Source organism: Acidovorax sp. FG60, from assembly GCF_057808995.1.
On sequence record NZ_JBMDJC010000027.1, the window covers coordinates 37,751 to 63,922 of the forward strand.

The following is a 26,172-nucleotide window of genomic DNA, read 5'->3' on the forward strand; positions in this document are numbered from 1 at the left end:
GACTCCTTGCTTGATGAGGCGCCTCAGCCGCGGCTGCGCGCGATGGAAAACGTGAACCGGATCGCCAGCGCATAGCCCAGCAGCGCGAGTACCGGCATGTCGCCCCAGCGCGGGCCCACGCCGTGCTGCATCAACAAGCTCGATGCGATGTACAGGCCGAGCGTCACGAGCGCCAGCGCGACGCGACGGCCGAGGCGGTCGATCCCGCTCAGCATCCTGGCATCCGGCTTGATCGACAGTTGCAGCAGGTCACCCTGCCGCAAGACGCTGTGCAGACGCCGCGCCATCAGGGAGGGCAGGGCGTGGGCCGCGTTCCCCAGTTCATATGGCAGACGCTGCGATGCCGCAGACTTGGGCTCGTCGAAGACGCCCGTGGTCGTGTGGCGAGAGATGGCTTCGATGATGGAAAACTCGGGTGCCAGCAGGCGCACCGTCCCTTCGAGCAACAACAGGGTACGCGTGAGCACGAGGAGGTCCCTGGGCAGCCGGACTTCCTGGGTCCGGCCCGCCGCCACGAGCTGCGCGAGAGCACCTGAGAGCGACCAGTCCTTCAGCGGCCTCTGTGCGCAGTCTGCGACCAGGGCACGCACGACAGGCACGAACACGGCCCGATCGGTGCCGTCGCCGAGCAGGCCCAGGTCGAGCCAGGCATCGACCACCCATTCGGCATCCTGCTCGACGAAGGCCAGGGCGAACGCCACCAGCGCCCGCCGCATGTTGCCGTCGACCCGGCCCACGATGCCGAAGTCGTGCAGGCATATGCGGCCATCGTCCATCACGAAGACGTTGCCGGGATGGGGGTCGCCGTGGAAGAAGCCATCGCGGAAGATCTGGGCGACGTAGCTGTCCACGAGTTTGCCCGCGGCCGCCACCGCGGTGGACGAAGGCAGACCGTGCAGGTGAGCTCCGTGGCTGAACTGCTGGACCATGACGGTCGGCGTGCACAGGCCGTCCACCACGTCGGGGATCACGATGTCGGCAGAGCCGCGCCAGGCGTCGGCGAAACGTCGCACGGAAGCTGCCTCGCGCGACAAATCCATCTCGTAGCGGAAGTTGGCCGCAACCTCGTCCACGATGGCTGCCAGCCCCCAGCGACGCAGCGAGGGCACGAGCCCCTGCATGACCAGGACGATGCGGCGCAGGATGCGCATGTCGGTCTCGGCCTGCTCGGCCGCGCCAGGGCGGCGGATCTTCACCACCACTTCCGTCCCGTCCGGCAGGGCTGCACGATGAATCTGGGCGATCGAGGCCGCGGCGAGCGCGTGCATGTCGAAGCGTGCGAAGAGCTGCTGCCATGGGCGGCCGAGCGCCGCCTCGACCTCCTGGACCGCCTGCTCGGGAGGAAACGGCGCCACATTGGCCTGCAGGCTGGCCAGAGCCTCTTGCGCATCGGGCGCCAGAATGTCGGCCCGCAGGCTGAGATGCTGGCCCAGCTTCACGAAGGTCGTGCCCAATCGCTGCAGCACTTCGGCGAAGCGGTCGGCCGCCCGGTGGGTATCGCAGCGCATCAGGCCCCGGTGCCAGGCCACCCAGAGCAGGAACCCGCTCAGGGCCATAGCGATCTGCGTGGCCCGGCGCAGCGCCGAGCGTTGCGTTGGGCGGCCCGCAAGACGCACGGTGGAAACGGGGCGGTTCGGTCGCGTCATGGCTCATCCAACCTGTTGCGCAGGCGGCCCGCATGCCAGGCTGCGATGTTCGAGATGGTCTCGTCGAGGATGCGCGCGATCGCCTCCGACGTATTGAACCCGACATGCGGTGTCACGAGCACACGCGGATGCGTCAGCAGTGGGCTGGATGCCGACCAGCCGGTATCGCAACCCAGTCCGCCGCAGCCCGTGGGCACTTCGGGAGACAGATCCCCTTCCTGTTCCAGCACGTCCAGTCCTGCTGCGGCGACGGTACCTGCCTCCAGTGCGTGCAGCAGGGCGGCGTCGTCGATGAGCGCACCCCGTGCCGTGTTGATCAGTACCATGCCCGGTTTCATGCGCGCGAAGGCCTGGCCATCGAGAAGGTGGTGCGTGGCCTGCGTGGCCGGAACATGAAGGCTCAGAACATCGCTGCTTTGCAGGATCTGCTCCCACGTCACCACGCGGACGCCGGCGATGGGTGCTGCCGTGATGTCGAGCGATGGGGCGAGGGCCGGGTCGTACGCGAGAACTTCCATGCCGAAGCCCAGGGCGATACGGGCCACGTGGCGCCCGATCCGGCCCAGCCCGACGATGCCCAGCGTCTTTCCTTCCAGCTCGAAGCCGGTGAGGCCGCGGTAAGCGAAAGAACCTTGGCGCGCCCGCTCGTGGGCTTGTGTCAGATGGCGAGCCACGCCCAGCAGCAGCGCGAAGGCATGTTCGGCGACGCTGGCGGACCCATAGTCCGGCACGTTGCACACGGCAATGCCGCGTCGGCGGCAAGCCTGCAGGTCGATGTGATCGAAGCCCGCGGAGCGCGTTGCCACGAGCCGCACGCGCGGCAGCAACCGGAGCACCGATTCGTCAACGCGCGTGCGCACGAAGACGCACAGCACCTCGGTGTCTTCATCGCCGACATCGGATACCACCAGGCGTTCGTTCTGGACGAAGTGCGCGTGCCAGTGGGTCGGAAGCCGTTGCTGCAGCGCGGCCTGGTCCGCCGGTGCGATGTCGGAGAACAGAACGGACAGACGGTTTTGTGCGGTCATGAGCCCTCCTCGATTACCCGGTGCAGGGACAGGATGCAGAACGCGGCGATGAAGTGCCCGGTCTTGGTGCCTTGCGCGAGTTCCGCTTGCGCGAATACCGTCGGCAGCCGGCCGGCGACCGCATCGCGCATGGTCTCGAATCCGTCGAGCAACTGAACCGTGAAGAACGCCGCGCGGCGCATCGGGCCCTGCGTGCGGCCGCAGTCCGCGTAGGCCAGTGCGGGCTTGAATCTGGCCGGAGGATTCGTCATGGCACGGCCAGCCTCGCTCGGGGCTCACGGAACTGCCACAGCACGATGAAGCTGAGCACAGCGGCAAAGAAGCACCACACCGAGATGAACCAGGTTGCATAGAACATGTAGGCGGCGATTGCGGAGACAAAGGCGGCCACCCCAAAAGCCGCCACGCGCCGGTGGCTAGAAACCATCAGGCTTGCGCAGGTGCCGATCAGATACAGGGCCATCGTGGTCATCACGTAGAAGTGCGGAGAGTCGTAGAGGATGTGCTGGCCGACCACGCGGGCCGTGATGGGCAGCTTCACCAGCATCGCCAGCAGGTACAGACCGACGAGCGCGCCCGCGACTGCAATGGCCACCAGAACCCGACGGCGCCAACGGACGCTCTCCAGCGCCAGCGCAGCCAGCGGGACGTAGATCGGCCACAGGACGTGCGAGAAGAACGAGTAGAGATGCGTCAGCGCCACGTTCAGCAAGGGCGCGCGGTCGGGGAACGTCAGCCACAGCATGCCTTCGAGCAGTTGCTGGACCCCGAACAGCAGCGGGATGGCGGCATACGGCAGTTCGCGCCGTGAGCGGGCCCGGCGCATGGTGACGGTCCCCAGGCCCAGCAGAACCGCTGCGGCCGTGAAACTGGCGGGTGCGGAAAAGCACATGGGCAGTCATCTCCCCTCGATCGTGAGCGTCATGGCGAGCGCGGCGCAGCGGCTCATGGCGCGCCGGCTTCCATCAGTTCCTGCACCGCTGTCGCCAGCGGTGCCACCACGCTGATGCCGTTAGAGACATGCGGCACGGTGTCGCAGGTCACCACCCGCTGGGGCCCTGCCGCAAGAAGTGCGTGGTACGCGTCGGCGGCGAACAGGGCGTGCACCCCGATGCACACCGGTGGCGGCAATCCCACGCTGCGCACACTGGCGATTGCCTGGATCATCGTGCGCGCGCTGGACACGATGTCATCGATGAGCACGGGCTGGCGGTCTGCCAGGGCCGCGGTGTCGGGAAGGCTGACCTCCACGTCCTTGTCGCCCCGGCGGATCTTCTGCAACACCGTGAACGGCGCGCCAGCCAAGCGCGCGACTTCCTGGACCCATTGCTCGCTTTCCGCATCGGGTCCGATCAACACGGGACGGTCCACATGGGCTGCGACCCAGGCCGCGATGGCGGGCGCGGACTCGACCACACGGGTCGGCACCCGGTAGACCTCGCCGAGCGAGCGGTAGCGGTGCAGATGGGGATCGACGGTGACGATACCGTCGAACACCGTCGACACCAGCGCAGCGAACGTGCGGGACGTGATGGCTTCGCCCGTGTTGAAGCGCCGGTCCTGACGCAGGTACGCCAGGTACGGGGCAGCCAGCAACACGCGGGTGGCGCCGAGGTCGCGCGCTGCGTCCGCGGCGAACAACAAGGGCAGCGCCTTGGCGTCCGGCTGTGCCAGGCTGGCCACGATCACGACGGTGCGGCCGGTGACGTCGGCGTCCAGCCGCACCAGCGACTCGCCGTCCGGGAACCGGTGCAGTTGCAGGGCAGCCCGCTGCGCGCCCAACGCCCGGATCAGTCCATCGGCGAAGTCTTCGTCGCCCGGCAGGTGAAAAACGAGAGGTTTCATAGGTTCTCCGAAATCTGGAAGATCGGTGGGCGCGAGCGGACGAACTGCAGCGCATAGGCCAGCTCGCCCGGCGCCTGGGCGTGCAGCGTGAAGAGCGGCTGTCCCGCTTCGACCTGGTCGCCCAGGCGCGCATGCACGTCGATGCCGGCGGCAGCGGCGGTCGGTGCTCCGGCGAGCTTGGCCGCCCGCGCGAGCAACCGGTTGTCGATTCGGGAGACCCGTCCCGTGGACGGCGATGCGACGGTGTGCCGATGCGTTGCCACCGGGATGCTGCGCAGGCCGCCCTGCTCAGCGCAGATCGCCTCGAACGTGGCCCAGGCGCGGCCGTCGGCCAGCACCTGCGTGGCGAGCGTCAGGCCGCCGCCGGCGGGCGCTGCACCGCCCATTTCGAGGATGTCCGCCGCCAGCCGCAACGCTCGCTCCCGCAGGTCGGCCGGGGCCTCGGGCGTCCCTTGTAGGACGGCCAGCACGTCGCGGGCCTCCAGTGCCGGGCCGATCCCGCGGCCGACCGGCTGCTCACCATCGGTGACGCGCAAGGCCACGTGCAGGCCGATGGCGCTGCCCACCTCCTGCAGGCGCCGACCGAGCGCCGCCGCGGCCTGCGCGCTGCGCACTTTGGCGGTGGCACCCACGGGCAGGTCGATCAGCACATGGGTCGAGCCCGCAGCGGCCTTCTTGGACAGGACCGAGGCGACGAGCTGGCCCTCGCTGTCCAGGTCCAGCGGCCGCTCGACGCGGATGAGGATGTCGTCGGCGGGGCTGAGCCGTACCGAGCCGCCCCAGACGATGCAGCCGCCCGTGCGTTCGACCACGCGCCGCATGCTTCGCACATCCAGGTTCACCGGCGCCAGCACCTCCATTGTGTCGGCCGTCCCGGCCGGCGAGGTGATGGCGCGCGAGGAGGTCTTGGGCATCGTGAGGCCGCAGGCGGCCACGATGGGCACCACGAGCAGGGTCGTGCGGTTGCCGGGCAGGCCGCCGACGCAATGCTTGTCCACCACCAGCGGGCGCCCCCAATCGATGCGGTCACCGACGCCAATCATGGCTTTCGTGAGCGAGACGGTCTCCGCGAGGTCCAGGCGATCGCCGGCGCAGGCGGTGATGAAGGTGGCCAGATGCAGGTCAGAGTAATGGCCCGCCGCGACGTCGGAGATGATGGCGCTGAACTCGGCATCGCCCAGGGCATTGCCGTAGACCTTGGCCCGGACATGGCTGAGCGAATCCAGCGGCGGTGCATGGGTCACCGTGACCAGCTGGCCCGGCTGCGCCCCCAGCGACGCCCATGCCGATTCGGACAGGCCAGCGACGTTCTCGGCCAGCCAATCCCCATCGACGACGCTGAGCGTCGCCACGATGCTGCGGCGGCCGGCCGTCAGCTGCACGCGCGCCTGGGTCGTGAAACCCTCCGACCGGCAGACAGGGCAGTCGCGCCGCATGTAGACCACCGGCTCCTGATGGGTGTCGATGCCGGTGCGCCACGCCTGCAGCGTGTTCACGCCATCCTCTCCGGTGCCGGTGCCGGTGCCGGTCTCGTGCAGGTGCGCCGTCATACCAGATCCACCGTCTGCAGGTACTCGGGCACGGCAACCGACCAGCCCAGTTCATGGTCGATCCGCGCGCGCAGCGCATCGGCCGCCTCCGGCTCGCCGTGGGTCACGAAGGTTCGGCGCGGTGTTTGCGTGAAGCCGCGCATCCACGCGAGGATCTCGTCGGCATCGGCGTGGGCGGAAAGGTTGTCGAGCGAGGCCACCTCGGCGCGGATCGGCACGTCCTGGCCATGGATGCGGACGGTGGACGCGCCGTGCACGATCGCGGCGCCACGGGTGCCGCCCGCCTGGTAGCCGGCGAACAGGATGGTGTTGCGATGGTCGGGCGCGAATGACTTGAGGTGGTGCACCACGCGTCCTCCAGTGGCCATGCCACTGGCGGAGATGATGACCATCGGTCCACGACCGGCGCTGAGCGCCTTGGACTCCTCGACCTTGTTGACGATCTTCGCGGCATGGCACATGCCCTCGCATTCCTCGGGCGAGAGCCGGTGCTCGTCGCGATGGGCGTGGTACAGCCGTGTGGCATCGATGGCCATCGGGCTGTCCAGGTACACGGGCAGGTGCTGGTGGATGCGCCCTTGCTTCTTGAGCTGGTAGATGCCGTACATCAGGCTCTGCGCTCGGCCGACAGCGAACGCTGGGATGACCACGACCCCTCCACGGGCGGCCGTCTTGTTGATGACAGTCTCCAGCTGCGCCAGTGCGTCGGACGCTTCATGCTTGCGGTTGCCGTAGGTGGATTCCACCAGCAGGTAGTCGGCGCCGGGGACCTGCACCGGCGGGCGCAGCACCGGGTCGTTGGGCCGGCCGATGTCGCCGGAGAAGAGCACGGATCGCCGGCCGTCGTTGAGGTGCACGAAGGCCGAGCCGAGCATGTGCCCGGAAGGCGTCAACCGCGCGGTGAGTCCGGGCAGCGCCTCGAAGTCCTGAGAGAACGGACGTGGCGCGAACAGCTTCAGGCAGCGCTCGGCGTCCTCACGGGTGTACAGCGGCAGCGCGGGCTGGTGTTTGGAGAAACCGTGCCGGTTGGCGAACTTCGCCTCTTCCTCCTGCAGATGGCCGCTGTCGGTGAGCAGGATCTTGCACAGCTCGTGCGTCGCGGACGTGCAGTAAACCCGGCCGCGAAAGCCTTGTCGCGCCAGCAGTGGCAGGTAGCCGCTGTGGTCGATGTGGGCGTGGGTGAGCACGACCGCGTCGACGGTCTTGGGCGCGACCGGCAGCGGCTCCCAGTTGCGCAGGCGCAGCTGCTTGAATCCCTGGAACAGGCCGCAGTCCACCAGAATGGTCGCGTCGCCATGGCGCAGCAGGTATTTGGAACCGGTCACGGTGCCGGTGGCACCCAGAAACTGAAGTTGCATGGTAGGTCTCCAAGGATGTTGTCGTTCAAAGAAGGACCGGCCGATCCGGCAACTCGTTGCCGTGGTCCGCGCCCCGCGGAAAGTGCTGCACCAGCAGGTGGCTGACGGCCACGATGCCTTCCAGGGCTCCGGCCTCGAAGCGTCCCTGCGCAAACTGGGCTTCCATGCGCTGGCACACAGCCGACCACCTTTCGGCACCGCAACAGGCATGGATGCCGCGATCGGCCACGATCTCCACGGCCCGGTCGGCCAGCAGCACGTAGATCAGGACGCCGCTGTTGTGCGCCGTATCCCACACACCCAGGCGTGCGAACAGGTCCAGCGCCCGCTCGCCCGGCGATTGGTTGCGCCACAGTGGCGATCCGTCCAGCGCACCCTCGACCACGAAGCGCAGTTGGCCCCCATGCTGGAACTCTCCCGTGCGGATGGCCTGCTCGATCGCATCCAGGGCACGCGGGGGGAAGGCGCGGCGGACTGCGCGATCCGTGGTCGCAAGGTGGCGAAGAAGTCGTTGCATGTTCATCTCACCACCGTCCTGACGCGCCGCCGCCACCGAAGCCGCCGCCGCCGCCGCGGAATCCTCCGCCCGGCCAGCCGCCTCCCCGGTGGCGCCCGTGCAGGCCGCCGTGGCCACCCATGCCGATGCCCAGCAGCGTGACGAGGAATCCCGCCAGTCCAGCCACCGCGGCCACCGCGAAGGTGCCCACCAACAGCCACGCAGCGGCACCCAGCACGCCAGCCGTGACCAGGGAGCCTGGAAGGCGGCCGAGGGCGTTGCGCAGCACTCCGCCCAGCATCAGGGCCGCGACGAACAGGAAGGGCCAGGCCTGCCCGATGTCGTTGGTCTGCCCCTGCCGCCGTGGGTCCGCCGCAGGCAGGGCCTCGCCATCGATCACCCGCATGATCTGTTCGGCGCCTGCGGCGATGCCGCCGTCGAAATCGCCCTGGCGCAGGCGCGGCGTGATCACCTCGTCGATGATGCGCCGCGATACCACGTCGCTCAGCGCACCCTCGATGCCGTATCCGACTTCGATGCGCACGGTGCGGTCGTCCTTGGCCACCAGGAGCAACGCGCCGTCGTCCACCTTGCGACGGCCGAGCTTCCATTGCTCTACCACCCGCAGGGTGTACTGCTCGACGGGTTCGGGCCGCGTCGAGCGGACCATCAGCACGGCGATCTGCACGCCCTTGCGTTGCTCGAAGGCCCGAAGCTGCGCATCCAGCGCGGCGACACGATCGGCGGCGAGCGTTCCCGTGAGATCGGTGACGCGCGCCTGCAGCGGGGGAACGGCGACCAACTCCTGCGCGGACGCGACCGAAAGGAACAGGCTCAGCAGCAGCCAGGCCAGAGCGTGGGCCAGCCGAAGAGGGGCCGCCGGAGAGAGCACCGCTGTTCTGGGCGTTCTCATGTCAGGGGCGCGCCGCCGGCGCCGAGGCGCCGAAATCGACCTGTGGCGGCGCCGCCATGGCCTTCTCGTCGGCGACCGAGAAATTGGGCTTGACGACGTAGCTGAACAGCTTGGCCGTGATGTTGGTCGGGAAGCTGCGCGTGAGCACGTTGTAATCCTGCACCGCCTTCACGTAGCGCCCACGCGCCACGGTGATGCGGTTCTCCGTGCCCTCAAGTTGGGCACGCAGGTCTTGAAAAGCCTGGTTCGCCTTGAGTTGCGGGTAGTTCTCGCTCACCACCAGCAGCCGGCTCAGCGCGCCGGACAGTTCGCCCTGTGCCGCCTGGAACTTCTGGAACGCCTCGGGGTTGTTGACGAGTTCCGGCGTGGCCTGGATCGAGGTCGCCTTCGCGCGGGCCTCGACCACCCGGGTCAGCGTCTCCTGCTCGAAGTTGGTCTCGCCCTTGACGGTCGCGACGATGTTGGGGATCAGGTCGGCGCGCCGCTGGTACTGGTTCAGCACCTCGGACCAGGCGGACTTGGTCTGCTCGTCCAGCCGCTGGAAGTCGTTGTAGCCGCATCCGCTCAGCGACAGGGCAAGCGCTGCGAGCAGGGACATCAGGATCAGTCTCATGGTTCGGTTTCCGTGGAAGTGAGAAAAGTGCGGGACGGTGAAGCGCTCACCAGGACGGGGTTGGCTGGCCACCAACGCCGCGGAATGAGCAGCAGCGCGAGGGTGGCGGCCAGTGGAATCGACAGCCACGCAAAGGTGCTCTGCATCACAGCGCCGAATAGCCATCCGGTGGCGGCCGATCCCAGTGTTTGTCCGAGGCCGGCTGCCGCGGCGAGCCCTCCCATCGCGATACCGAGCCGCCGCGCCGAGGTGCCGGCAGCGAGGTAGGCCAGGGTGGGGAGCACGAGACCCGTGCCCGCAGCCGTGAAACTCACGCCGACGTACAGCCACATCTCGCTGCCATGGCGGGCCAGCATCAGGAGCCCGGCGATGCCCAGGACCATGCCGCAGGCCAGTACGCGGCGTGGGTCGGCGCGCTCCAGCAGGCCGGTGAAGAACAGCACCGCGTTGACGCCCAGCATCACCAGACTGCACTCGGCGAACATCAACGACACCTCTCGGGAGGAGAGATCGGGGTGGCGCTGGCCCTGCAGCACGATGCCGAGTTCAAAGCCGGCAAGCACGAACATGACCACACCGTTGAGAATCCAGAGCGCCAGGGAGCGGCTCCGGGGTGCTCCGTCGTGATCGGCTGCGTCCGCCTCTCCAAGGGAGGAAGGTGCGGGAAGCGTTGCGGCCAGGCCCAGCATCATCAGCGCGCCGAGCGCGGCCGAGAGTGCGATTACGAGCGTGGTCGATGAGCCCTGTACCAGCACGCTCAAGAAGCCCAGGCCGACAAGCCGTTCTGCAGCGGCGTTCAGGCCGGGGCCGAACAGGAACCCGAGCAGCGACATCGCACCCAGCCATGCAAAGCGCCTGGCGCGAATCGATTCTGGGGTGTACTGCGCGACGAGCGCCGGCACCACCGGCACGACCGCGGCCACAAAAAAGCCCGTCGCGCCGCGCAGCGCATAGATGCCGACCACGCCCAGGGACTCGGGGCGCAGCAGCGGGAGCAGGCTGGCCACGTAGCCGATCAGGCCCACCAGCAACACGCGGGCACGCCCCAGCCTGTCCGCCAGCATGCCCCACAGGGGCGCACCCAGCAGGATGCCCGCCGTGTAGATGCCGCTGAGGTAGCCGACATGGCGCGCAAGCGCCGCAGGATCCGCGTCGCCCATCAAGGGCCGCAGCCAGTCGGGGATCAAGGGCATCAGTGCCCCATATCCGGCCGAGACGACGAATACGGCCGCAGCGAGCCAACCCAGCTGCGCGACGCCGAGGTCTTGCTGGCGGGTGGGCCCGGATTCGCGCGGTGATCGCATGGCGCGGCTCTCTACCATGGTGGCCCGCCGCTCAGGCTGACGCGGCCGCTGGGACACTGGCACGCGACGTCACGCGCTTGATCCCCGGCAGGCGCGTGCGCTTGAGCATCAGCGCATTGATCGCGACGATCGCGGAACTGCCCGACATGGACAATGCAGCGACCTCGGGCGACAAGGTGAACGGATACAGCACCCCGGCCGCCAGCGGGAAGGCGATCACGTTGTAGGCCACGGCCCACCAGAGGTTCTGGTGCATCTTGCGCAGCGTCGCCCGGGACAGTTCGATGGCCCCGACCACGTCGTAGGGGTCACTCTTCATCAACACCACCTGGGCGCTTTCCATCGCAACGTCCGTCCCCGCGCCAATCGCAAAGCCCACGTCGGCCTGCGTCAGCGCCGGAGCGTCGTTGATGCCGTCGCCGACCATGCCGACCTTGTGACCCTGCTGCTGCAGTTCCTTGATCTTGGAGGCCTTCTGCCCGGGCAACACATCCGCAAGCACGATGTCGATACCCAGTTCCTTGCCGATGCGCTCGGCGGTCGCCTGGTTGTCGCCGGTCAGCATCGCGACCTTCACGCCGCGTGCCTGCAGCTTGGCGATCGTCTCGCGCGAGGTCGGCCGCACGGCATCGGCGATCGCGATGAGGCCGATCAGCCGGCCACCGCGCGCGACGTGGACCACAGTGCGCCCCCCGCCTTGCAGCCGCGCCGCCTCGCTGGCAAGGGGGGCCAGATCCACCTGTTCCGACTGCATCAGCAGCCGGTTGCCCAGGAGCACCGTCTCGCCCCCGATAGTGGCCCGTGCGCCTTGCCCATCGATGTTGGTGAAGTTCTCGGTGACCTCCGTCGGCATGTCTCCCGCACGCTTGAGCACTGCGAGCGCGAGGGGGTGCTCGGAGAACTTCTCCACCGCGGCGGCCGTCGCCAGAAGCCGCGTCTCCTCGACACCGGGCGCGGCCACCATCTCGACGACATCGGGCTGCCCCAGTGTCAAGGTGCCGGTCTTGTCGAACACCACGACCGTCAACTTGGTGGCGTTCTCCAATGCGGCCGCATTCTTGAAGAGAATGCCGTTCATTGCGCCCAGCCCGGTCCCGACCATGATGGCCATCGGGGTGGCCAGCCCCAGCGCATCAGGGCATGCGATCACGAACACGGTGATGGTCAAGGTGAGTGCGAACAGTAATGTCTGTCCCATCACCCAGTACCAGACGCTGAAGGTCAGCAGGCCAATCACGATCGCCGCCAGCACCAGCCACTGGGATGCGTGGTCGGCCAGCAGCTGGCCGGGGGCCTTCGAGTTCTGGGCCTCCTGGACCAGCTTGACAATCTGCGCCAAGGCCGTGTCCGCGCCGACCTTCGTGGCCTTGTAGCGAAAGCTCCCGCTCTTGTTGATGCTGGCGCCTACGACGGTGCTGCCCACGCCCTTCTTGACCGGCATGGACTCGCCCGTCAGCATCGACTCGTCCACTTGCGACGCGCCCTCGACGATCTCGCCATCCACCGGGATCTTGTCGCCGGGCTTGATCACGACCAGTTCCCCGGCTGCAACCTCGGCGGTCGGTACCTTGGTCTCCACCCCGTTGCGCACGACCGTGGCCATGGGTGGGGCGAGATCCATCAACGCGCGAATCGCGTCGGATGCGCCCGCGCGCGCGCGCATCTCCAGCCAGTGCCCCAGCAGGATGAAGACCAGCAGCACCGATGCCGCTTCATAGAACACCTCACCCTCGTAGAAGAAGGTCGCGCCGATGCTGAACAGGTAGCCGGTGCCCACCGACAGCACGACCAACGTGGCCATGTTGGCGACGCCGTTGCGCAGCGCGCGCCACGCCGCCACGTAGAAAGGCCAACCTGGATAGATGATCGCGGCACTTGCGAGGAAGAAAAGAAAGAGCTTGTCGTCCAGCCCGAACGGCGTCTGGAAGTCGCCGAACATCTTCCCCATCGGGGAATAGAAGAACACGGGAATGGCGAAGACCAGGGCCACGAAGAAGCGATTGCGCATGTCCCGAGCCATGTCCTGCATCGAGCCCGACCCGTGGCCCATGTCGTGCATCATGTCGTCCATCGCAGGGTCGCCTGCGTGGGCCTGGTGCGCAGCATGGGCGGCGGGCGTCGTGGCCGCAGCCTTCGCGCGTGCGGCCGTGGCGGGGGCATGCGCGTGGTGCCCCTCATGCCCCATCTCTTGCGCCTGACGTGCGGGTGCGCCGTGATGGCCGTGCACCGCATGGCTGGGGTCGGCAGAGACGCCAGCGGCGGGCGCGCACACGTGCTTGGGCGTCTGCTCGCCACGGCAGTGATAGCCGCATTCGGCGATGCGCTGGCGCAGATCCTCGACACTGAGTTGTCCCTCATCGAGATGGACCGTTGCGCTTCCCGCAACATAGTTGACATCTGCATGATGGACGCCGGGAAGCTGCAGCAGCTTGCGGCGTACTCCCTCCGCGCTCAGGCTCGATACGAGCCCTCCGACTTCAACGTTGATCGACTTCATGGCTGTTCTTCCTGTTCGCTGTGTTCGTGGTCTCAACGAGCGAGTCGGCCCGAGTCCAGGCAGTCCTGCGAGAACTCGAAGACGATCTCCCGGTCGGGAGCGATGACCTTGTGCTTCTTGCCGGCGTAGTGCAGCCGGGAGAGGATGTCTCTGATCAGGTTGAGCCTCGCCAACCGTTTGTTGTCGGCGTGCACGACAGACCAGGGCGCCGCGGCCGTATGGGTGCGCATGAACATCTCGTCGCGCGCCCGTGTATAGCCGTCCCAGTGCTTAAGCGCGACGGCATCCACCGGGCTCGACTTCCACTGTTTGAGGGGATCACGGCGGCGTTCCCCGAGCCGGCGGCTCTGCTCCTTCTTGCCGATGTCGAGGTAATACTTCAGCAGCTTGATACCGGAGTTGACCAGCATCTCCTCGAACTTGGGCACTGAGTTCATGAATTCCTCGTGCTCCTCGGCGGTACAGAAGCCCATCACCGGTTCCACGCCCGCACGGTTGTACCAACTGCGGTTGAACACCACGAGCTCTTCGCCAACTGGCAGGTGCGGGACGTAGCGCTGGAAGTACCAGCCCGTGCGATCCCGGTCGGAGGGCTTTCCTAGCGCGACGACCCGTGTTTCCCGAGGACTCAGGTGTTCGACCAGCCGCTTGATGCTGCCGTCCTTGCCTGCGCCGTCCCTTCCCTCCAAGAGGATCAGGATACGGTCGTTGCATTTGATGAAATGCCGCTGCAGTTTCACCAGTTCGATCTGCAGCATGTGCAACTGTGCTTCGTAGTCCTCGCGGCCGATCGAGCGTGTCGCTGTCTCGTCGCGCGCTGAGCCGTGGGCAGTGCCGGTGCCGTCCACATCGGCCTTGTGCTTGGCGCCTTTGGCGCCCTTCTTGTTCTTTGCCATGGGTTCTCCGTTAGGTCTGGTCGCAGGCGATCAGCATTGCGTGTGTCGACGCCCGGCGGGGCGCGGCGCTCATGTCCGCATCCGAGCTGGAGCCGCAGCCATCGCCTTGTCCGTAGGCTGCAGCCAGGTACGGTCGATTGATGCGCTGACGCCAGCGGGTCTTCTTCATGTCAGCCTCGCTGGCGCGTGTCCGAGAGGGAGGGAAGGAAGCGCGGCGTGCGCGCGGCATAGGCGTCGAACTCGGCGCCGAACTGCTTGCGCATGTCCTTCTCCTCGTTGACTGCCAGCCTCGAATACATCACGACGAGGAAGGGGAACATCAGCAGCGTCAACAGCGTCGGCCACTGCAGCAGAAAGCCGAAAAGGATCGCCACGAAGGCCACATACTGCGGGTGCCGAATCCTGGCGTATGGGCCGCTCACGGCAAGTTGGGCGTGCCGTTGCGCGTGGTAGAGCACCGTCCAGGCGCTCGACAGAAGCCAGAAGCCGCCCCCGATGAAGATGTAGCTTGCGATATGAAGCGGGCTGAAGTGAGGGTCGCCGCTCTCGCCCAGCAGGGTCGACCAGAGATGGCCGCTGTTGTGCGACAGCAAGTCCAGACTGGGATACTTGGTCTGAAGCCAGCCGGACAGCACGTACAGCGTCAGCGGAAAGCCGTACATCTCGACGAACAAGGCAACAATGAACGCTGCGAATGTCCCGAAGGTTCTCCAGTCGCGCGAGGTCTGCGGTTTGAAGAAGCTGAAGGCGAACATGATGAAGACCGCCGAGTTCACGAGGACGAGCAGCCAAAGCCCATAAGCGGGCGCATCGTGGTTCATTTGCGCTCTCCCGGGCACGGTGGATTCGCCTTGCTACCGTCGCCTGGTACGGCATGGCGATGCATCAGCACATGAGCGATGACGCAAGTCGCTAGGAGGACCAGTGGCAGCGCGGCCAGGTAGTGCCCGCGGTGTTCCGTCAGCAGCATGTAGATGCTCACGGCCAGGAAGACCAGAAAGCCCAGGAACCATCGCGAGCGCGAAAACCTTGGACCGGTGCGGTGAGAAGTTGTCATGGTCGTCCTCCTCACTTCGCCGGCTCAGGCATCCGGTCCATCATCATCTGCATCATGGACTGGCACATGTCCATGCGCATTTCGAGCATTTGCTGCCGCTCAGCTGTCGGCGCCGACTCGGCTCCATCCTTCATTGCGCCCATCATCGCCATGCCAGCCCGCATGGCCTGCATGTGTTCGGCCATGAGCGCCTTGCGCTGCGCAGGCGTCTTCGCAGCCACCATCCGTTCGTGCATGGCCTGCATCGACTTCAGTTGCGCATCCATGCCCTCGGTGGTCGGCGCCCTTGGCGTCTCGGCCGCGGTCGGACTCGCACCTGCGGGGTGATGGGCCTGATGGTTGTCCTGCGCGAACGCAGACAAGGTGACCAGTGCGGCGCCCACGATGGCCGCGATCGAATGCGTGAATTTCATTTCTCTCTCCTTTAGCCGCGGGTGCCTGCCATTGGGGCGAAACCGATGTCGCCGCAAGCGGACAAAGCCCTATGAAAACTCCGTAGTCGGGTACAGAGTCAAGGCTTATGAGTTGTGCGCCGGGTGTGACCGACACGGCAACTCAAAGGAGGCGCTACAGCGCGAGACGCTCGAACAGCAGCCACGACGGCCGCTTGGGAGGTGGTCGCTGGTGACCCCTCGATGGGATGGCTCGCAGAGCCAACGTCGGAGCCAGCAGCTGGTCTCCATAGGCGGGAGGCGCCAAACCGACGAGGTCGAACGCGAAGGTTGGTGCTTTCTGAATGGCGGACTGGTTGACGTCGCCGCAGAGCTTCAGGCACGGGGCCTTCGACGGGTCGTGGGAACCTTCTTCGTGCTCACCATGGAGGCCTTCATGATTTCCATGCCCGGACGATGGGACATGCTCATACCCGACAGCATGCCGATGTTGCTGCGGAGACTCCAGAAGGCAGGCATTGGCCACCCCGGCCCCGAGCGCAAACAGCCATACCCCGAGCACCATCCACGCGATGGCGCGAATCCTGCGGTGGTTGAGAAGTGTGCGCATGTGCGGCCTATTGACCCATTGACACCTGTGATCCTATTCCCAACTGAGCTGCGGGAAATTGATTTGGATCAAATGGAGGCAAGGGTCAACTACGCGGTACTGCGTTATTCTGTGTTGCTCGTGAATAGACAGTGGATCGCTCGATGAACGAAGGTTTGGGTGATTGGATGACGGTTGGCAGGCTGGCGAAGGTCGCTGGCGTCGGCGTGGAGACAATCCGCTACTACCAGGGACGCGGCCTGTTGCCGATCCCGAAGAACGCCGGCAGCTTCCGGCGCTACCCCGCTTCGATGATCCAGCGGATCGGCTTCATCAAGCGCGCTCAGAGCCTTGGGTTCTCGCTGGACGAGGTGAAGTCGCTCTTGGATCTGGAGGATGGGCGGAATCGCCGGGCTATTCAGACGGTGACACGGCGGCGCCTTGACCAGATCGATGAGAAGGTTGGCGACCTTCAGCGCATGCGAGGCGCTCTGAGAGACATGCTGGAGAGGTGCGAAGACACGGGAGAGGCGCTTCCTTGCCCTATCATTGCTGCGCTCATGGGGCCTTTGAATACGTCCGAATGATTGCGCGCTGTGAGGAACAGACGAGACCCAAGGAAAGCGAACGAGGCCTGTCGCACTTCGTTGGTAATGGTCGTGCGGACTGTTCGCTGCACAAAAATGCCGAATGAATTTTCAGCAATCTCACGGCCGACTTAGGGCTACGCTGAACAAGCCCTCGAAATTTCCCGCGCGAACGCGGAAGACGCCATTTTTTGGATTTTGTGGCCTCTTGCGCCGCCCATTTGGGCCGTTCGCAGGGCCTTGAGGCCCGATTTCCACCCTTACGGGCGCACCTGTCCCTGCAGTCGCCCTCGGGCAAGGAAAATGTTGGCCAGCGCCAAGGCCGTGAATGCGCGTGTGGCGTTCTTCTGCAGCCCGCGGTAGCGCACCTTGGTGAATCCCCACAGGCGCTTGACCACCCCGAACACATGCTCTACCCGAGCGCGGATGCGTGACTTGTTGCGGTTCTTGGCCCGCTGAACTTCGTCCACCTCGCCTGCACGGCGGGTGCGCTGGTTGGTGAAGTCTTTGGCTTGGGGCGCCTTGCCCCGGATCAGAGCCTTCTGGCTGGCGTAGGCCGAGTCGCCGTACACGCGCTGCTCGTTGCCATGCAGCAGATCGGGCAGCGGGTGTTTGTCATGCACGTTGGCCGCCGTCACCACGGCGCTGTGCGCCAGCCCGCTTTGGCTGTCCACGCCAATGTGCAGCTTCATGCCGAAATACCACTGCTGGCCTTTGCGGGTCTGGTGCATATCGGGATCGCGCGCCTTGTCGGCGTTCTTGGTAGAACTGGGCGCGGCGATGATGGTGGCATCCACGATGGTGCCGGTGTTGACCTTGAAGCCGCGCTCCTGCAATTGCTGGCCTACCTAGGCAAACAGGGCTTCACCCAGTTTTTGCTCATTGAGCAGTTTGCGAAACTTCAGCAGCGTGGTGGCGTCGGGCACGCGTTCGCGGCCCAGGTCAATCCCCACAAAGCGGCGCAGACTGGCACTGTCATACAGAGCCTCCTCGCACGCCAGATCGGCCAGGTTGAACCAGTGCTGAAGAAAATGGATGCGCAGCATGCGCTCAAGGCCAATGGGCGGGCGGCCGTTGCCTGCTTTGGGGTAGTGCGGCTCTATCACCTGGCACAGAGCGGCCCATGGCACTATTGTCTCCATGGTCCGCAAGAACTCTTCGCGTCGGGTGGGTTTGCGCGAATGCTCGAATCCGTTGTCTTGATCTGCGGCCATTGCCAAGGTCTGCTGCTTCATCTGCGGATAACGTTTGACCCCTCTCAATGGTGGACCTTAATCAGCGTTGCCTTAACACGGTGGGAGTGTCAAGCAAGAACCTTCGCCACCTTTGACCTCAATCAAGGGCCTGGACTGCAACAGGCATCCGATCCCTTCCCAAACGGCACTGCCCTGGATTTCGACGATCCAAGAGCCAGGGCAGCGACATCGGACTCAGGACTATTTGGTAGGAGCGGCAGGTGTCTTGCCACTGCGGGCCAAAAATGCATCCAGTTCAGCGATTTCCTTTTTCTGAGCGGCAACGATGTCCTTGGCCATCTTGAGCATTTTCGGGTCCTTGCCATCCCGCAACTGGGCCTGGGCCATGTCAATCGCACCCTGGTGGTGGACCCGCATCATCTGGGCAAAATCCACATCTGGGTTGCCCGACATTGGCACGGATGCCATCTTGTCGTTGTTCTCTTTCATCATTGCCTTCATGTCCATCTTGCCGTGAGGCATCGATTGATCCATACCGGCGCCCTTCATGCCCGAGTGGGGAGCGGTCTGGGCATGCAGTGCCAGAGGCGACAACAAGCCACAAGCTATGACAGCGGCGGCGGACAGCGAGTGAGAAGCTGGGAATGTTTTCATAGATGCTCTCCAGGAGTTAAGCAACGGGATTAAGCCGCACGCGCCATGGCGTCGCACTCTTGGGCGCACTTGAGACAAGCCTGCGCACAGGCCTTGCAGTGGTCTGCCTCATGCCTGGCGCATTCATCGGCGCAGGCCTTGCAGATCTGAGCGCACAGCGCGCAAATCGCAGCTGCATGCTCGCTATTGCGCGCCATGGCGTCGGCCGCAAAGCTACACGCTGCTGCGCAGTCGACGTCCAGGGCAATGCAGCGCGCCATCATTTTCACGTCGTCTTCTTTCAGACAAGCTGCAAAGCACTGATGGCAGGCCGTGGCGCACTCCTGGCAAGCCTCGATGCAAGACATGTATTGGTTCGGGGTGTGGTTCATCAAAATCTCCTGATAAGTAGCTCGAAAGATGAGCGGGAACCTGCGCAGTTGGCTGCGAGGAGCGTCCATCTTTTGCCGCGTGGGGTGATCGGCGCTGTAGGCTGGCATCGCCAATTGACGCGGCTTTCGAGCGATTTGCCGTCGTTATGGGCCATAGATTACGAGGAGATTTCAGGGCTGTAATTTACGCATCACATTCGCGCAAGGGTCGCCGCAACGGCCAGTTGCTATTCATATCTGCATGCCGGTCGTTTGCTCGTACAGTTGAGTTGCTGAGGCAACGACCGCGCAGCGCACTACGTTCATCGATGAAGAGCGTGATCAATGCAACATAAGCGTACGGCAAAATCATCTTGATGAAGATGTCGGGACATCGACAATCGTGCCAACAGCCACCGATTGCAAGTACGCCCGATCAAGCGTTCCCTGGCAGTTGGTGTCTTTGCGTGCAAGTTCTTCAAGCGCACACAGCACGAGATCGGCTACAGCGAGTTCCCGCTGCCTGCGCGCTTGCTCAAAAACGCGCAAAAGTGCGTAGCTGAGCATTCGACGGGCATCACCAATCTTGTAGGTCATAGCATCACCTCCATGCGTCGCTTTTGCCTAAACTGGCAGCTTAGACCTTGTCCCTGTGTGAATGTCAAGAAGAGTGCAGGCCCTTAGGAAATCGCCTTCGAGCGAAGGTCCATCCTTCGCTCATGCGCTTTTCAGAGCATGCCCGCACCCCCATGCGGCCTGTGGCTTTCAAAATCGTAATCGGAAGGTCACCGCTTCGTAGGGGTGCGGCTTCTAGACTTCTCTCCGTGGCGCAGAAAAACGCCACCTGGATGGACCATATCGGGCATCCGGCGCCACAGGAGACCATCATGAAAGTTCGTACCGCCATCCTCGTCGCCAGCCTCGCTGCATCCGCTACAGCGTCCTTTGCCACTTCGGTGTACCACGCAAGCCCAAGCCAGGAAGAAGGCGTGAGTCTGGCCCCCGACCACCTGGGCAACGCGGTCAGCCGCCAAGCTGTCGAAAACACCGTTCTGGCCGCTCAAAAGGACGGTTCGCTGTACTGGATCAGCCGTGGCTACCCCGCTACCTATCCGCTCGTCCCCGGTCCCAAGCTCACCAAGACCCGCCAGCAAGTTCTGGATGAGTTGCAGGCCGCCAAGCGCAACCCTGTGACCAGCGATGGCATGCGCGACCTGGGCGGCGAGGCAGGTTGGGTCAACGCCCGCCAACTCCCCTGAGCTGTCTCAACGACTACCTGCAATCGTGTGCCCCTTCAAGACCGGCCTGCGGTTGCACTCAAACCACCATCATTTACTCAACAAGGAAATCCCATCATGAAACTCAAGTCCACCCTCATCGTCCTTTCCCTCGTCGCCGCCCCCGCATTTGCTTCGGACCAAGCGGTCAGCAAGACGCGCGAACAAGTGCGGGCTGAATTGGCGCAGGCTCAGCGAAGCGGCGACATGCTCGCCTTTGGCGAATCGGGTCTTACGCTCAAACAGATCAATCCTGGCGCCTATCCCGTGGCTACTTCGACTCAGGTCGGCAAATCCCGGGAGCAAGTGCGGGACGAGTTGGAGCAGGCTATCCGCACAGGCGACATCATGGTGGCCGGCGAGTTCGGGGTCAAACGCAATGAACTGATGTCAGGCCGCTATCCCACCGTGGCGAGCAAATCGCTGAAGACACGCGACCAGGTCAAGAGCGAGCTGGCACGTGCCATCCGCGAGGGCGAAGTCGTCGCTGTGGGCGAAGACGGCCGCAAACTCAACGAAATCTATCCGGACCGATACCACGCAGCGCAGCATGCTGCCGTCGCCGTCACATCGGATGAGTCCACCAAGGCTCCCCGCTTCTAAATCGGTCCGGTCCACGTGAGGACGTCGATGCCTGGCAAGAGCGCCTGCATAGCGAACCATAGGCCCAAGGAAAATATGTCTGTAGGGGCATCGGAGGCATCGGCGCGATGCGAACCTCAGCTCGGCTCTTTGCGGCACAGACAGTAGATGAACTTCTGGACGGTGCCGAGTGGCGTATGGTGCTCTTCGCGCGCTTGCTGCAAGAGCGTGAATGGGGCCCCGAATTGCGCGTGCAAGCCGTCGGCGCTGTAGCGCATGACGGGCAAACCGCTGCACCTCTCTGGTCCGTCTTCTGCAAACGTCGCCACGATGACGTGACCGCCGGGCTTGACAGCGCGCAGAACCGCCTGAACGTAGGCCTCCCGCTCGTGCGACGAGGTAAGGAAATGAAAAACGGCCCTGTCATGCCAAACGTCGTAGGCATGCCGTGGAAGGTCCACGCGCGTAATGTCGCTCACAAGCCAGGTTACGGTGTCCGCACGCGCCCCCAGTCGAGACCGTGACGCCGACAAAGCAGCCTCGGACAAGTCAAGAACCGCGACCTTCATGTACCCCTCATCAAGCAAATCATCGACCAAAGTTGAAGCACCCCCTCCAATATCAATGATGCTCGCATCACGGGCGACTGAAGTCTGCCGAATGAGCTGGGTGGATTGCTGAGCGTGTTCCTGAAACCAACTCACCCCAGAGGTGGGCTTTGCCGTGTAGACCTGCTCCCAATGATCTTTGGACTGCATGTAAATCTCCAATGAAAGTACGCGCGTCTATGCTCTCGCAGGAATGTGCCGACTTCGCTGGGAAGCGTCCGCGCCGATCTGTGCTCCGACTACGTGGCTTTTGCCCAGAGCAAGTCACACCTGCATATTCATCACATCGGTGTAGGCTTGAACAATTCGGTTACGACTTTGCAGGGTAGCCTGAAACGCAATGTTCGACTTGACTCCGGCGAGCATCGTTTCTTCCAAGCTGACCGTGGGATTGCCGAGTGTGACCTCACGACTCAGCCGACCCGACTCACTTTGCAAATGGCTGGTGGTTGTCAGCGCCTGCTTCATCGCGTCCAGAAAACCGCCTTCCTGGATGCTCGGCGCTTTGTGCACAGAGTTTCCCAACAAGCCGACTGGCGATAGAGCATCTAATGGCTTAGTAGTGACGTTCATGTCGAGAGCTTCTTGGTTTTGGCGAAGAATTTGCGAAGTGCCGCCTCGGAGATCTCTACCAAGGTGATGGCTCATCGTAGCTAATGGCGCCTGACCTGTAACTTTTGCGACGCAAGCCTCTGCCCCTCAATCCCTGCGTTTGGGATAACAGGAACTTCATCTTGCCGACATCCCCGAGGATTGCCTCCCCCTGGGCCCAAGGAGCCAAACCCACAGGGACCGCGCCGCGCCGATGAACCGTGGCTCACAGCCGCTGCGAAATCTCTAGCAGCGGCTTGATGCTGGACCCAAAGCGGCTCATGGAAGCATGGTTCTGCTCCAGCTGGCTGTAAGGCAAGTACCGGATTCCAAGCTCCGACACCCTGGAGAAGGCAGGCCTTTGAAGTTGCTCAGCGACCTTGTCTCTGCGATTGTCTGGAGCCACCAGAAACAGCGCACAGTTGCCTGCAACCGGCGTGCCCAAGGCCAGATCGAGCATGCGGACGATGCCCGAATAGATGGACGTGGTGTGTTCGACTTCGAATGCAGCGGCGAATTGCGAGGTCTGGGGATCAACCCATACAACATCGATCAGTCGCACAGACTCCAGTCCTCGGTCCAGGCTGGCGGGCAACTGCGCCATGCATCCATCTCCCAGCAGCCCCCCGCCATGGGCGCGGCCCCGGTCGTTGGACGCTATCCAGACCTCAAAGCCGAGGGCCTTGCCCAGGTCGCGCAGCGAAGCCTGGACACCCGTGTGCGTCGCATCGCTCTCGGTAGCTTGGGACAGTTCCCGTTGCAATGCGGTGGATTCCTGACGTACGCGTTCTAGATCCTCTTGCCACAAAGCAGCGGCTGCAGCGTCCATTGCCGGAGGCGGTGCGGCATATCGGCCACTGCCTATATCAAACATGAGTCCCGCGATCGCGCCCAGATCGTTCGATAGTTTCAGCCGGTACTGCGCGTTCAGGCGAAGCAAACCCTCGCGCATCGAGAGATAGTGGTCCCAGCGCCCAAGCTTCATGCGCCCCCCGGTCACGGCGTTGAACCCGGCGACGATGGCTGTATTGAAAGGGGATACCAGTGTCGGGCGGATGAAGTACAGCAAGTTAGCGACTGCTGGGCCCAGGCCTTTGATGCCAATCGCATCCATGCGCTGTATGGCGGCCACAACGTCTTCTGCGCAATCGCAGTGATCGCAGGTGTGCAGGAGGTCCGCAAAAGCGCGCTGGTTGCTCGGGTTCTCGTAGATGTCCGGAATGCGCAGCTTGGGTTTCCAGAGGAACGCGTGGTCCGCACCCTTGAAGATCTGGCGCTGCTCCGCCACGGAGCCAACGATTGTCTCTAACGAGGATCCTCGGTAGGCGTTGCCAAACGTTCCCGCCCGGATGTCCTCCACCACTTGCGCAATGCCTCGGCGAATAGAGCGGAAGTTTTTGATCCGCTGATCCCACAGGAACCAGGTGTTGTAGGTGCTGCTGGGATCTGCCTTCCAGCAGTCAATGAGGGTGGCCAGGGGGTCATGCATCTGTTGTGAGGCGCTTGCCAATGTTCTGAGCACTGGGGAAATACATCGAAAAACAAGTCCTGCCATCGGCCGAACTCACAGAGATGCGGCCTCGGTGCGCATGAACAATCGCCTGGGTGATAGACAAGCCCAAGCCCGCACCGTCGGAGTCCAGTTGCTTGCGCGACTTGTCTGCCCGAAAGAAGCGGTCGAAAAGGCGGGGGATCATCTGCGCGTCGATGGAAGGTCCAGTGTTGACTACATCCACGGTGGTTCCGTGAACGTCCCCTTGAATGTCAACGACCACCTGTTCTCCAGGGGGGGTATAGCGAATGGCGTTGGACAGGAGATTGCTCAGCGCCCGGCGCAGCATCAACCGATCGCCAGTGATCTCTGCCGCCCCAATAAGCTGCAGACCGACCTGCTTTTCTTCGGCAAGGGCCTCGTAGAAGTCAAACAGGGCCTGTGCTTCGTCGTGGACAGCAATTTTTTCCGTACTGGGAAGAATGAGTCCGTGGTCGGCTTTCGCCAGGAACAACATATCCGCCACCATGCGGGCCAGACGCTGGTACTCCTCGGCGTTAGAGGCCAGTATGTCCTGATACTCCCCGCAGGAGCGAGGCTGGCTGAGCGTGACCTGTGTCTGCGTCATCAGGTTGTTGATCGGCGTACGCAACTCGTGGGCCAGATCCGAAGAAAACTCGGACAAGCGATCAAACTCCTCTTTCAAGCGCCGGAGCATCTCGTTGAGGGTTGTAGCCAAGTCTGCCATCTCCACCGGAAACTCCTGAGTTGGCATCCGATCGTCCAGCCGCTGCGCCGTGATCGCCATCGCGCGAGACCGCATTGTCCGAAGGGGCGCCAAGCCATTCTTTGCAGCCCACCAGCCCAGGATCCCAGCCACCAGCGTTGCCAATGCCACGTAACCCACGAGCACCCGAATCAGGCCTTGCATGAAATGCTTGTGGTGTGCGATGTCCAACGCGACCCAAATCTGGAGCGGTGCTTGAGAGGCGCCCGGCATCGATACGGATTCGGACATCCCTCGGTACTCGCGGTCATTGGTCTGCCAGGATGCGACCCCCAAGCGGGCTTTCTGGGTTTGGGCGATGAGGTCCTGTGGAAACTGGAAACCCGTGGTCGCGTAAAGCGGGTCCTTGTCACGGAAAACGCTGACAAAAAGGCCCTCATGGCTGTGCAAGACGTCGTCCAGACGCATTTTGAGGTCTTCAGGTGACGTGGATTTTCCTATCACCTCACGTGTGAGGTGGATCTTGTCGCGCAGGGCATCGCGATCCAGTTCCACAAAATGCCGGTCAATGGAAATGGCAACAAGTGTCCCCAGGCCAACAAGCACGAGCCCGGAAGCCAGCGTAAAAAAGACTGTCAGTCGTGTCGTGAGCGAGTACCGAGCTATCACACATTCTCCTGGGGTGCCTCAAGCACATAACCCATGCCTCGCACCGTCTGAATCAGCTTGGCGTCATAGGCATCGTCAATTTTGGCCCGAAGCCTGCGCATTGCCACCTCGACCACGTTGGAATCGCTGTCGAAATTCATGTCCCACACCTGCGACGCGATCAGAGAGCGAGGCAAAACCTCCCCTTGGCGACGCATCAGCAGCTCCAGCAGCCCGAATTCCTTGGGTGTGAGGTCGATGCGTTTGCTGGACCTGCTGACTCGACGCCGCAGAAGGTCCAGTTCAAGATCTGCCACCTGCAGAATAGTCACCTCGGCGCCACTGCGGCCGCGCCTCAGTATGGTCCGTGCCCTTGCCAGCAATTCGGCAAAAGAAAACGGCTTGACCAGATAGTCGTCTGCGCCCAACTCTAGGCCTTTGACGCGATCCTGAACCTGGTCCTTTGCCGTGAGAAATAACACGGGCATCTCAAGGCCTCGACGACGCATATTGGTGAGGACCTGCCAGCCGTCCATCCGAGGAAGCATCACATCCAGGATCACGAGATCGTAATCCTCCTCTTGAACCAGACGCAGGCCATCGACACCGTTGTGAACCAGATCAGCGTTGAATCCCGCTTCACGCAAGCCTTGGCGCAGGTATTCCCCGGTTTTGATTTCGTCCTCAACGATCAGTATCTTCACGAGACCTCCTTGGCGCTGCGAGTGGCCGCCAGTGTGCCCGCAGATTTGCGCCTTTCTTGAACATGACAAAGATGTAATTGAGACGTTATCTATTTGGAAGCCGTTGACTCACACAATGCGTTGCATCAAAACGCATGGTGAATCTATGAGAAATTCCTGGCTTTCACGACTTAACTCAATCCCCTGGCTGGCCGCTGCACTGCTGGCGCCTTCGCTGGCCTTTGCTCAGATGCCGGACGGTGCCCCCCCGAAAGTGGACTACCAACTTTCGTACCGATCAGCTCTGACGGGCTATGAGGTCTACAAAGAGCAAGCCGTCCAGCCCTGGAAGGCTGCCAACGACAAGGTGGGCGAAATTGGAGGATGGCGCGCCTATGCCAAGGAAATGCGCCAGCCCGCACCCGCAGCGGACCAGGGCCAACCAGCCCAAGGCCATGACGCACACCACGGGGGCAAACAATGATCCGTACCCTTCGCATGCCCCGCGCCAAACTAGTGATCGCTGTTGCCGCAGTGGTGAACCGCCCCGGGTTTTGAGGAGGCTCTTTTCTCTGAGAGGATTGAGCTATGAG

30 protein-coding genes and 1 pseudogene are annotated in these 26,172 nt (G+C 63.7%); 4 read left to right on the forward strand and 27 right to left on the reverse strand.

From position 1 onward, the window contains the following. Positions 1-23: 23 nt before the first annotated feature. The 18 genes from ACODS0_RS25375 to ACODS0_RS25460 form a co-directional block, all read right to left on the reverse strand. On the reverse strand, positions 24-1,556 hold the full coding sequence (locus tag ACODS0_RS25375) for an ABC1 kinase family protein (RefSeq protein WP_170962203.1): 1,533 nt from the start codon (positions 1,554-1,556) through the stop codon (positions 24-26). A gap of 86 nt (positions 1,557-1,642) precedes the next feature. Further along, on the reverse strand, positions 1,643-2,674 hold the full coding sequence (locus tag ACODS0_RS25380) for a hydroxyacid dehydrogenase (RefSeq protein WP_003121543.1): 1,032 nt from the start codon (positions 2,672-2,674) through the stop codon (positions 1,643-1,645). Continuing rightward, entirely contained in the window at positions 2,671-2,925 is a 255-nt protein-coding gene (locus ACODS0_RS25385) for a hypothetical protein (protein ID WP_009516033.1), read from the reverse strand. The genes ACODS0_RS25380 and ACODS0_RS25385 overlap by 4 nt, the downstream gene beginning before the upstream one ends. Beyond that, positions 2,922-3,566 carry a DUF6629 family protein gene (locus ACODS0_RS25390; protein ID WP_003121541.1) on the reverse strand — a complete coding sequence of 215 codons (645 nt, stop codon included), beginning with the start codon at positions 3,564-3,566 and terminating at the stop codon, positions 2,922-2,924. Before ACODS0_RS25390 ends, ACODS0_RS25385 begins: the two co-directional genes overlap by 4 nt. Before the next feature lie 53 nt (positions 3,567-3,619). Further along, the gene (locus ACODS0_RS25395) at positions 3,620-4,519 is read right to left on the reverse strand and encodes a ribose-phosphate pyrophosphokinase (protein WP_015012972.1); all 900 of its coding nucleotides are present in this window, start codon (positions 4,517-4,519) and stop codon (positions 3,620-3,622) included. Beyond that, complete coding sequence (locus tag ACODS0_RS25400; protein WP_113639718.1) at positions 4,516-6,069, reverse strand: thymidine phosphorylase family protein; 1,554 nt, start codon at positions 6,067-6,069, stop codon at positions 4,516-4,518. The genes ACODS0_RS25395 and ACODS0_RS25400 overlap by 4 nt, the downstream gene beginning before the upstream one ends. Next, positions 6,066-7,427, reverse strand: coding sequence for an MBL fold metallo-hydrolase (locus ACODS0_RS25405; protein WP_003090261.1), 1,362 nt, complete (start codon positions 7,425-7,427; stop codon positions 6,066-6,068). Before ACODS0_RS25405 ends, ACODS0_RS25400 begins: the two co-directional genes overlap by 4 nt. Positions 7,428-7,452: 25 nt before the next feature. After that, complete coding sequence (locus tag ACODS0_RS25410) at positions 7,453-7,950, reverse strand: TPM domain-containing protein (protein ID WP_003121538.1); 498 nt, start codon at positions 7,948-7,950, stop codon at positions 7,453-7,455. 1 nt (position 7,951) lies between these two features. Then, positions 7,952-8,836, reverse strand: coding sequence for a TPM domain-containing protein (locus ACODS0_RS25415; protein WP_009516027.1), 885 nt, complete (start codon positions 8,834-8,836; stop codon positions 7,952-7,954). A gap of 1 nt (position 8,837) precedes the next feature. Continuing rightward, positions 8,838-9,449 carry a LemA family protein gene (locus ACODS0_RS25420; RefSeq protein ID WP_009516025.1) on the reverse strand — a complete coding sequence of 204 codons (612 nt, stop codon included), beginning with the start codon at positions 9,447-9,449 and terminating at the stop codon, positions 8,838-8,840. Further along, complete coding sequence (locus ACODS0_RS25425; protein WP_009516022.1) at positions 9,446-10,771, reverse strand: MFS transporter; 1,326 nt, start codon at positions 10,769-10,771, stop codon at positions 9,446-9,448. Before ACODS0_RS25425 ends, ACODS0_RS25420 begins: the two co-directional genes overlap by 4 nt. Positions 10,772-10,784: 13 nt before the next feature. Then, the gene (locus ACODS0_RS25430; RefSeq protein ID WP_006226038.1) at positions 10,785-13,250 is read right to left on the reverse strand and encodes a heavy metal translocating P-type ATPase; all 2,466 of its coding nucleotides are present in this window, start codon (positions 13,248-13,250) and stop codon (positions 10,785-10,787) included. 32 nt (positions 13,251-13,282) lie between these two features. Beyond that, positions 13,283-14,146 carry a polyphosphate kinase 2 gene (ppk2, locus tag ACODS0_RS25435; RefSeq protein ID WP_003090242.1) on the reverse strand — a complete coding sequence of 288 codons (864 nt, stop codon included), beginning with the start codon at positions 14,144-14,146 and terminating at the stop codon, positions 13,283-13,285. Between the two features lie 10 nt (positions 14,147-14,156). Beyond that, a complete protein-coding gene (locus ACODS0_RS25440; protein ID WP_009516017.1) occupies positions 14,157-14,315 on the reverse strand; it encodes a hypothetical protein in 159 nt (52 codons plus the stop codon). A gap of 1 nt (position 14,316) precedes the next feature. After that, positions 14,317-14,967: a methyltransferase family protein gene (locus tag ACODS0_RS25445; RefSeq protein ID WP_003090238.1), complete on the reverse strand. Its 651-nt coding sequence runs from the start codon at positions 14,965-14,967 to the stop codon at positions 14,317-14,319. Continuing rightward, positions 14,964-15,203 (reverse strand): DUF2933 domain-containing protein, encoded by a 240-nt coding sequence (locus ACODS0_RS25450; protein WP_009516014.1) that lies wholly within the window; start codon positions 15,201-15,203, stop codon positions 14,964-14,966. Before ACODS0_RS25450 ends, ACODS0_RS25445 begins: the two co-directional genes overlap by 4 nt. 11 nt (positions 15,204-15,214) lie before the next feature. Continuing rightward, positions 15,215-15,616: a hypothetical protein gene (locus ACODS0_RS25455; RefSeq protein ID WP_003090236.1), complete on the reverse strand. Its 402-nt coding sequence runs from the start codon at positions 15,614-15,616 to the stop codon at positions 15,215-15,217. 154 nt (positions 15,617-15,770) lie between these two features. Next, complete coding sequence (locus ACODS0_RS25460; protein WP_079279895.1) at positions 15,771-16,205, reverse strand: hypothetical protein; 435 nt, start codon at positions 16,203-16,205, stop codon at positions 15,771-15,773. Positions 16,206-16,348: 143 nt separating this feature from the next. Between ACODS0_RS25460 and ACODS0_RS25465 the strand changes: the two genes are divergently transcribed. After that, on the forward strand, positions 16,349-16,771 hold the full coding sequence (locus ACODS0_RS25465; RefSeq protein WP_003090234.1) for a MerR family transcriptional regulator: 423 nt from the start codon (positions 16,349-16,351) through the stop codon (positions 16,769-16,771). A gap of 260 nt (positions 16,772-17,031) precedes the next feature. Here ACODS0_RS25465 and ACODS0_RS25470 read toward each other — a convergent pair. The 4 genes and pseudogenes from ACODS0_RS25470 to ACODS0_RS25485 all read right to left on the reverse strand — a co-directional run bounded on the left by ACODS0_RS25470 (position 17,032) and on the right by ACODS0_RS25485 (position 19,568). Further along, positions 17,032-18,006 (reverse strand): annotated as a pseudogene (locus tag ACODS0_RS25470) (IS5 family transposase). A gap of 201 nt (positions 18,007-18,207) precedes the next feature. Beyond that, positions 18,208-18,621: a DUF305 domain-containing protein gene (locus ACODS0_RS25475; protein WP_015012977.1), complete on the reverse strand. Its 414-nt coding sequence runs from the start codon at positions 18,619-18,621 to the stop codon at positions 18,208-18,210. A gap of 29 nt (positions 18,622-18,650) precedes the next feature. Then, on the reverse strand, positions 18,651-19,061 hold the full coding sequence (locus ACODS0_RS25480; RefSeq protein ID WP_370110674.1) for a four-helix bundle copper-binding protein: 411 nt from the start codon (positions 19,059-19,061) through the stop codon (positions 18,651-18,653). Positions 19,062-19,340: 279 nt separating this feature from the next. Next, on the reverse strand, positions 19,341-19,568 hold the full coding sequence (locus tag ACODS0_RS25485; protein WP_147433798.1) for a hypothetical protein: 228 nt from the start codon (positions 19,566-19,568) through the stop codon (positions 19,341-19,343). Between the two features lie 290 nt (positions 19,569-19,858). Between ACODS0_RS25485 and ACODS0_RS25490 the strand changes: the two genes are divergently transcribed. Together ACODS0_RS25490 and ACODS0_RS25495 are read left to right on the forward strand one after the other, a co-directional pair. Beyond that, positions 19,859-20,230 (forward strand): hypothetical protein, encoded by a 372-nt coding sequence (locus ACODS0_RS25490; protein ID WP_121508523.1) that lies wholly within the window; start codon positions 19,859-19,861, stop codon positions 20,228-20,230. A 96-nt stretch (positions 20,231-20,326) separates the two neighbouring features. Continuing rightward, positions 20,327-20,851 (forward strand): DUF4148 domain-containing protein, encoded by a 525-nt coding sequence (locus tag ACODS0_RS25495; RefSeq protein WP_008904063.1) that lies wholly within the window; start codon positions 20,327-20,329, stop codon positions 20,849-20,851. 116 nt (positions 20,852-20,967) lie between these two features. Here ACODS0_RS25495 and ACODS0_RS25500 read toward each other — a convergent pair whose 3' ends face one another. From ACODS0_RS25500 to ACODS0_RS25520, 5 genes are all read right to left on the reverse strand, one after another. Then, positions 20,968-21,588, reverse strand: coding sequence for a class I SAM-dependent methyltransferase (locus ACODS0_RS25500; RefSeq protein WP_008904064.1), 621 nt, complete (start codon positions 21,586-21,588; stop codon positions 20,968-20,970). Between the two features lie 114 nt (positions 21,589-21,702). Beyond that, a complete protein-coding gene (gene fliE / locus ACODS0_RS25505; protein WP_056745009.1) occupies positions 21,703-22,011 on the reverse strand; it encodes a flagellar hook-basal body complex protein FliE in 309 nt (102 codons plus the stop codon). Positions 22,012-22,255: 244 nt separating this feature from the next. Further along, positions 22,256-23,518: a type II restriction endonuclease gene (locus ACODS0_RS25510; protein ID WP_121508522.1), complete on the reverse strand. Its 1,263-nt coding sequence runs from the start codon at positions 23,516-23,518 to the stop codon at positions 22,256-22,258. Further along, positions 23,511-24,917: a heavy metal sensor histidine kinase gene (locus ACODS0_RS25515; protein WP_121508521.1), complete on the reverse strand. Its 1,407-nt coding sequence runs from the start codon at positions 24,915-24,917 to the stop codon at positions 23,511-23,513. Before ACODS0_RS25515 ends, ACODS0_RS25510 begins: the two co-directional genes overlap by 8 nt. Next, positions 24,914-25,600, reverse strand: coding sequence for a heavy metal response regulator transcription factor (locus ACODS0_RS25520; RefSeq protein ID WP_121508520.1), 687 nt, complete (start codon positions 25,598-25,600; stop codon positions 24,914-24,916). The genes ACODS0_RS25515 and ACODS0_RS25520 overlap by 4 nt, the downstream gene beginning before the upstream one ends. 145 nt (positions 25,601-25,745) lie before the next feature. Between ACODS0_RS25520 and ACODS0_RS25525 the strand changes: the two genes are divergently transcribed. After that, positions 25,746-26,063, forward strand: coding sequence for a hypothetical protein (locus tag ACODS0_RS25525; RefSeq protein WP_063459330.1), 318 nt, complete (start codon positions 25,746-25,748; stop codon positions 26,061-26,063). Positions 26,064-26,172 lie beyond the last annotated feature (109 nt).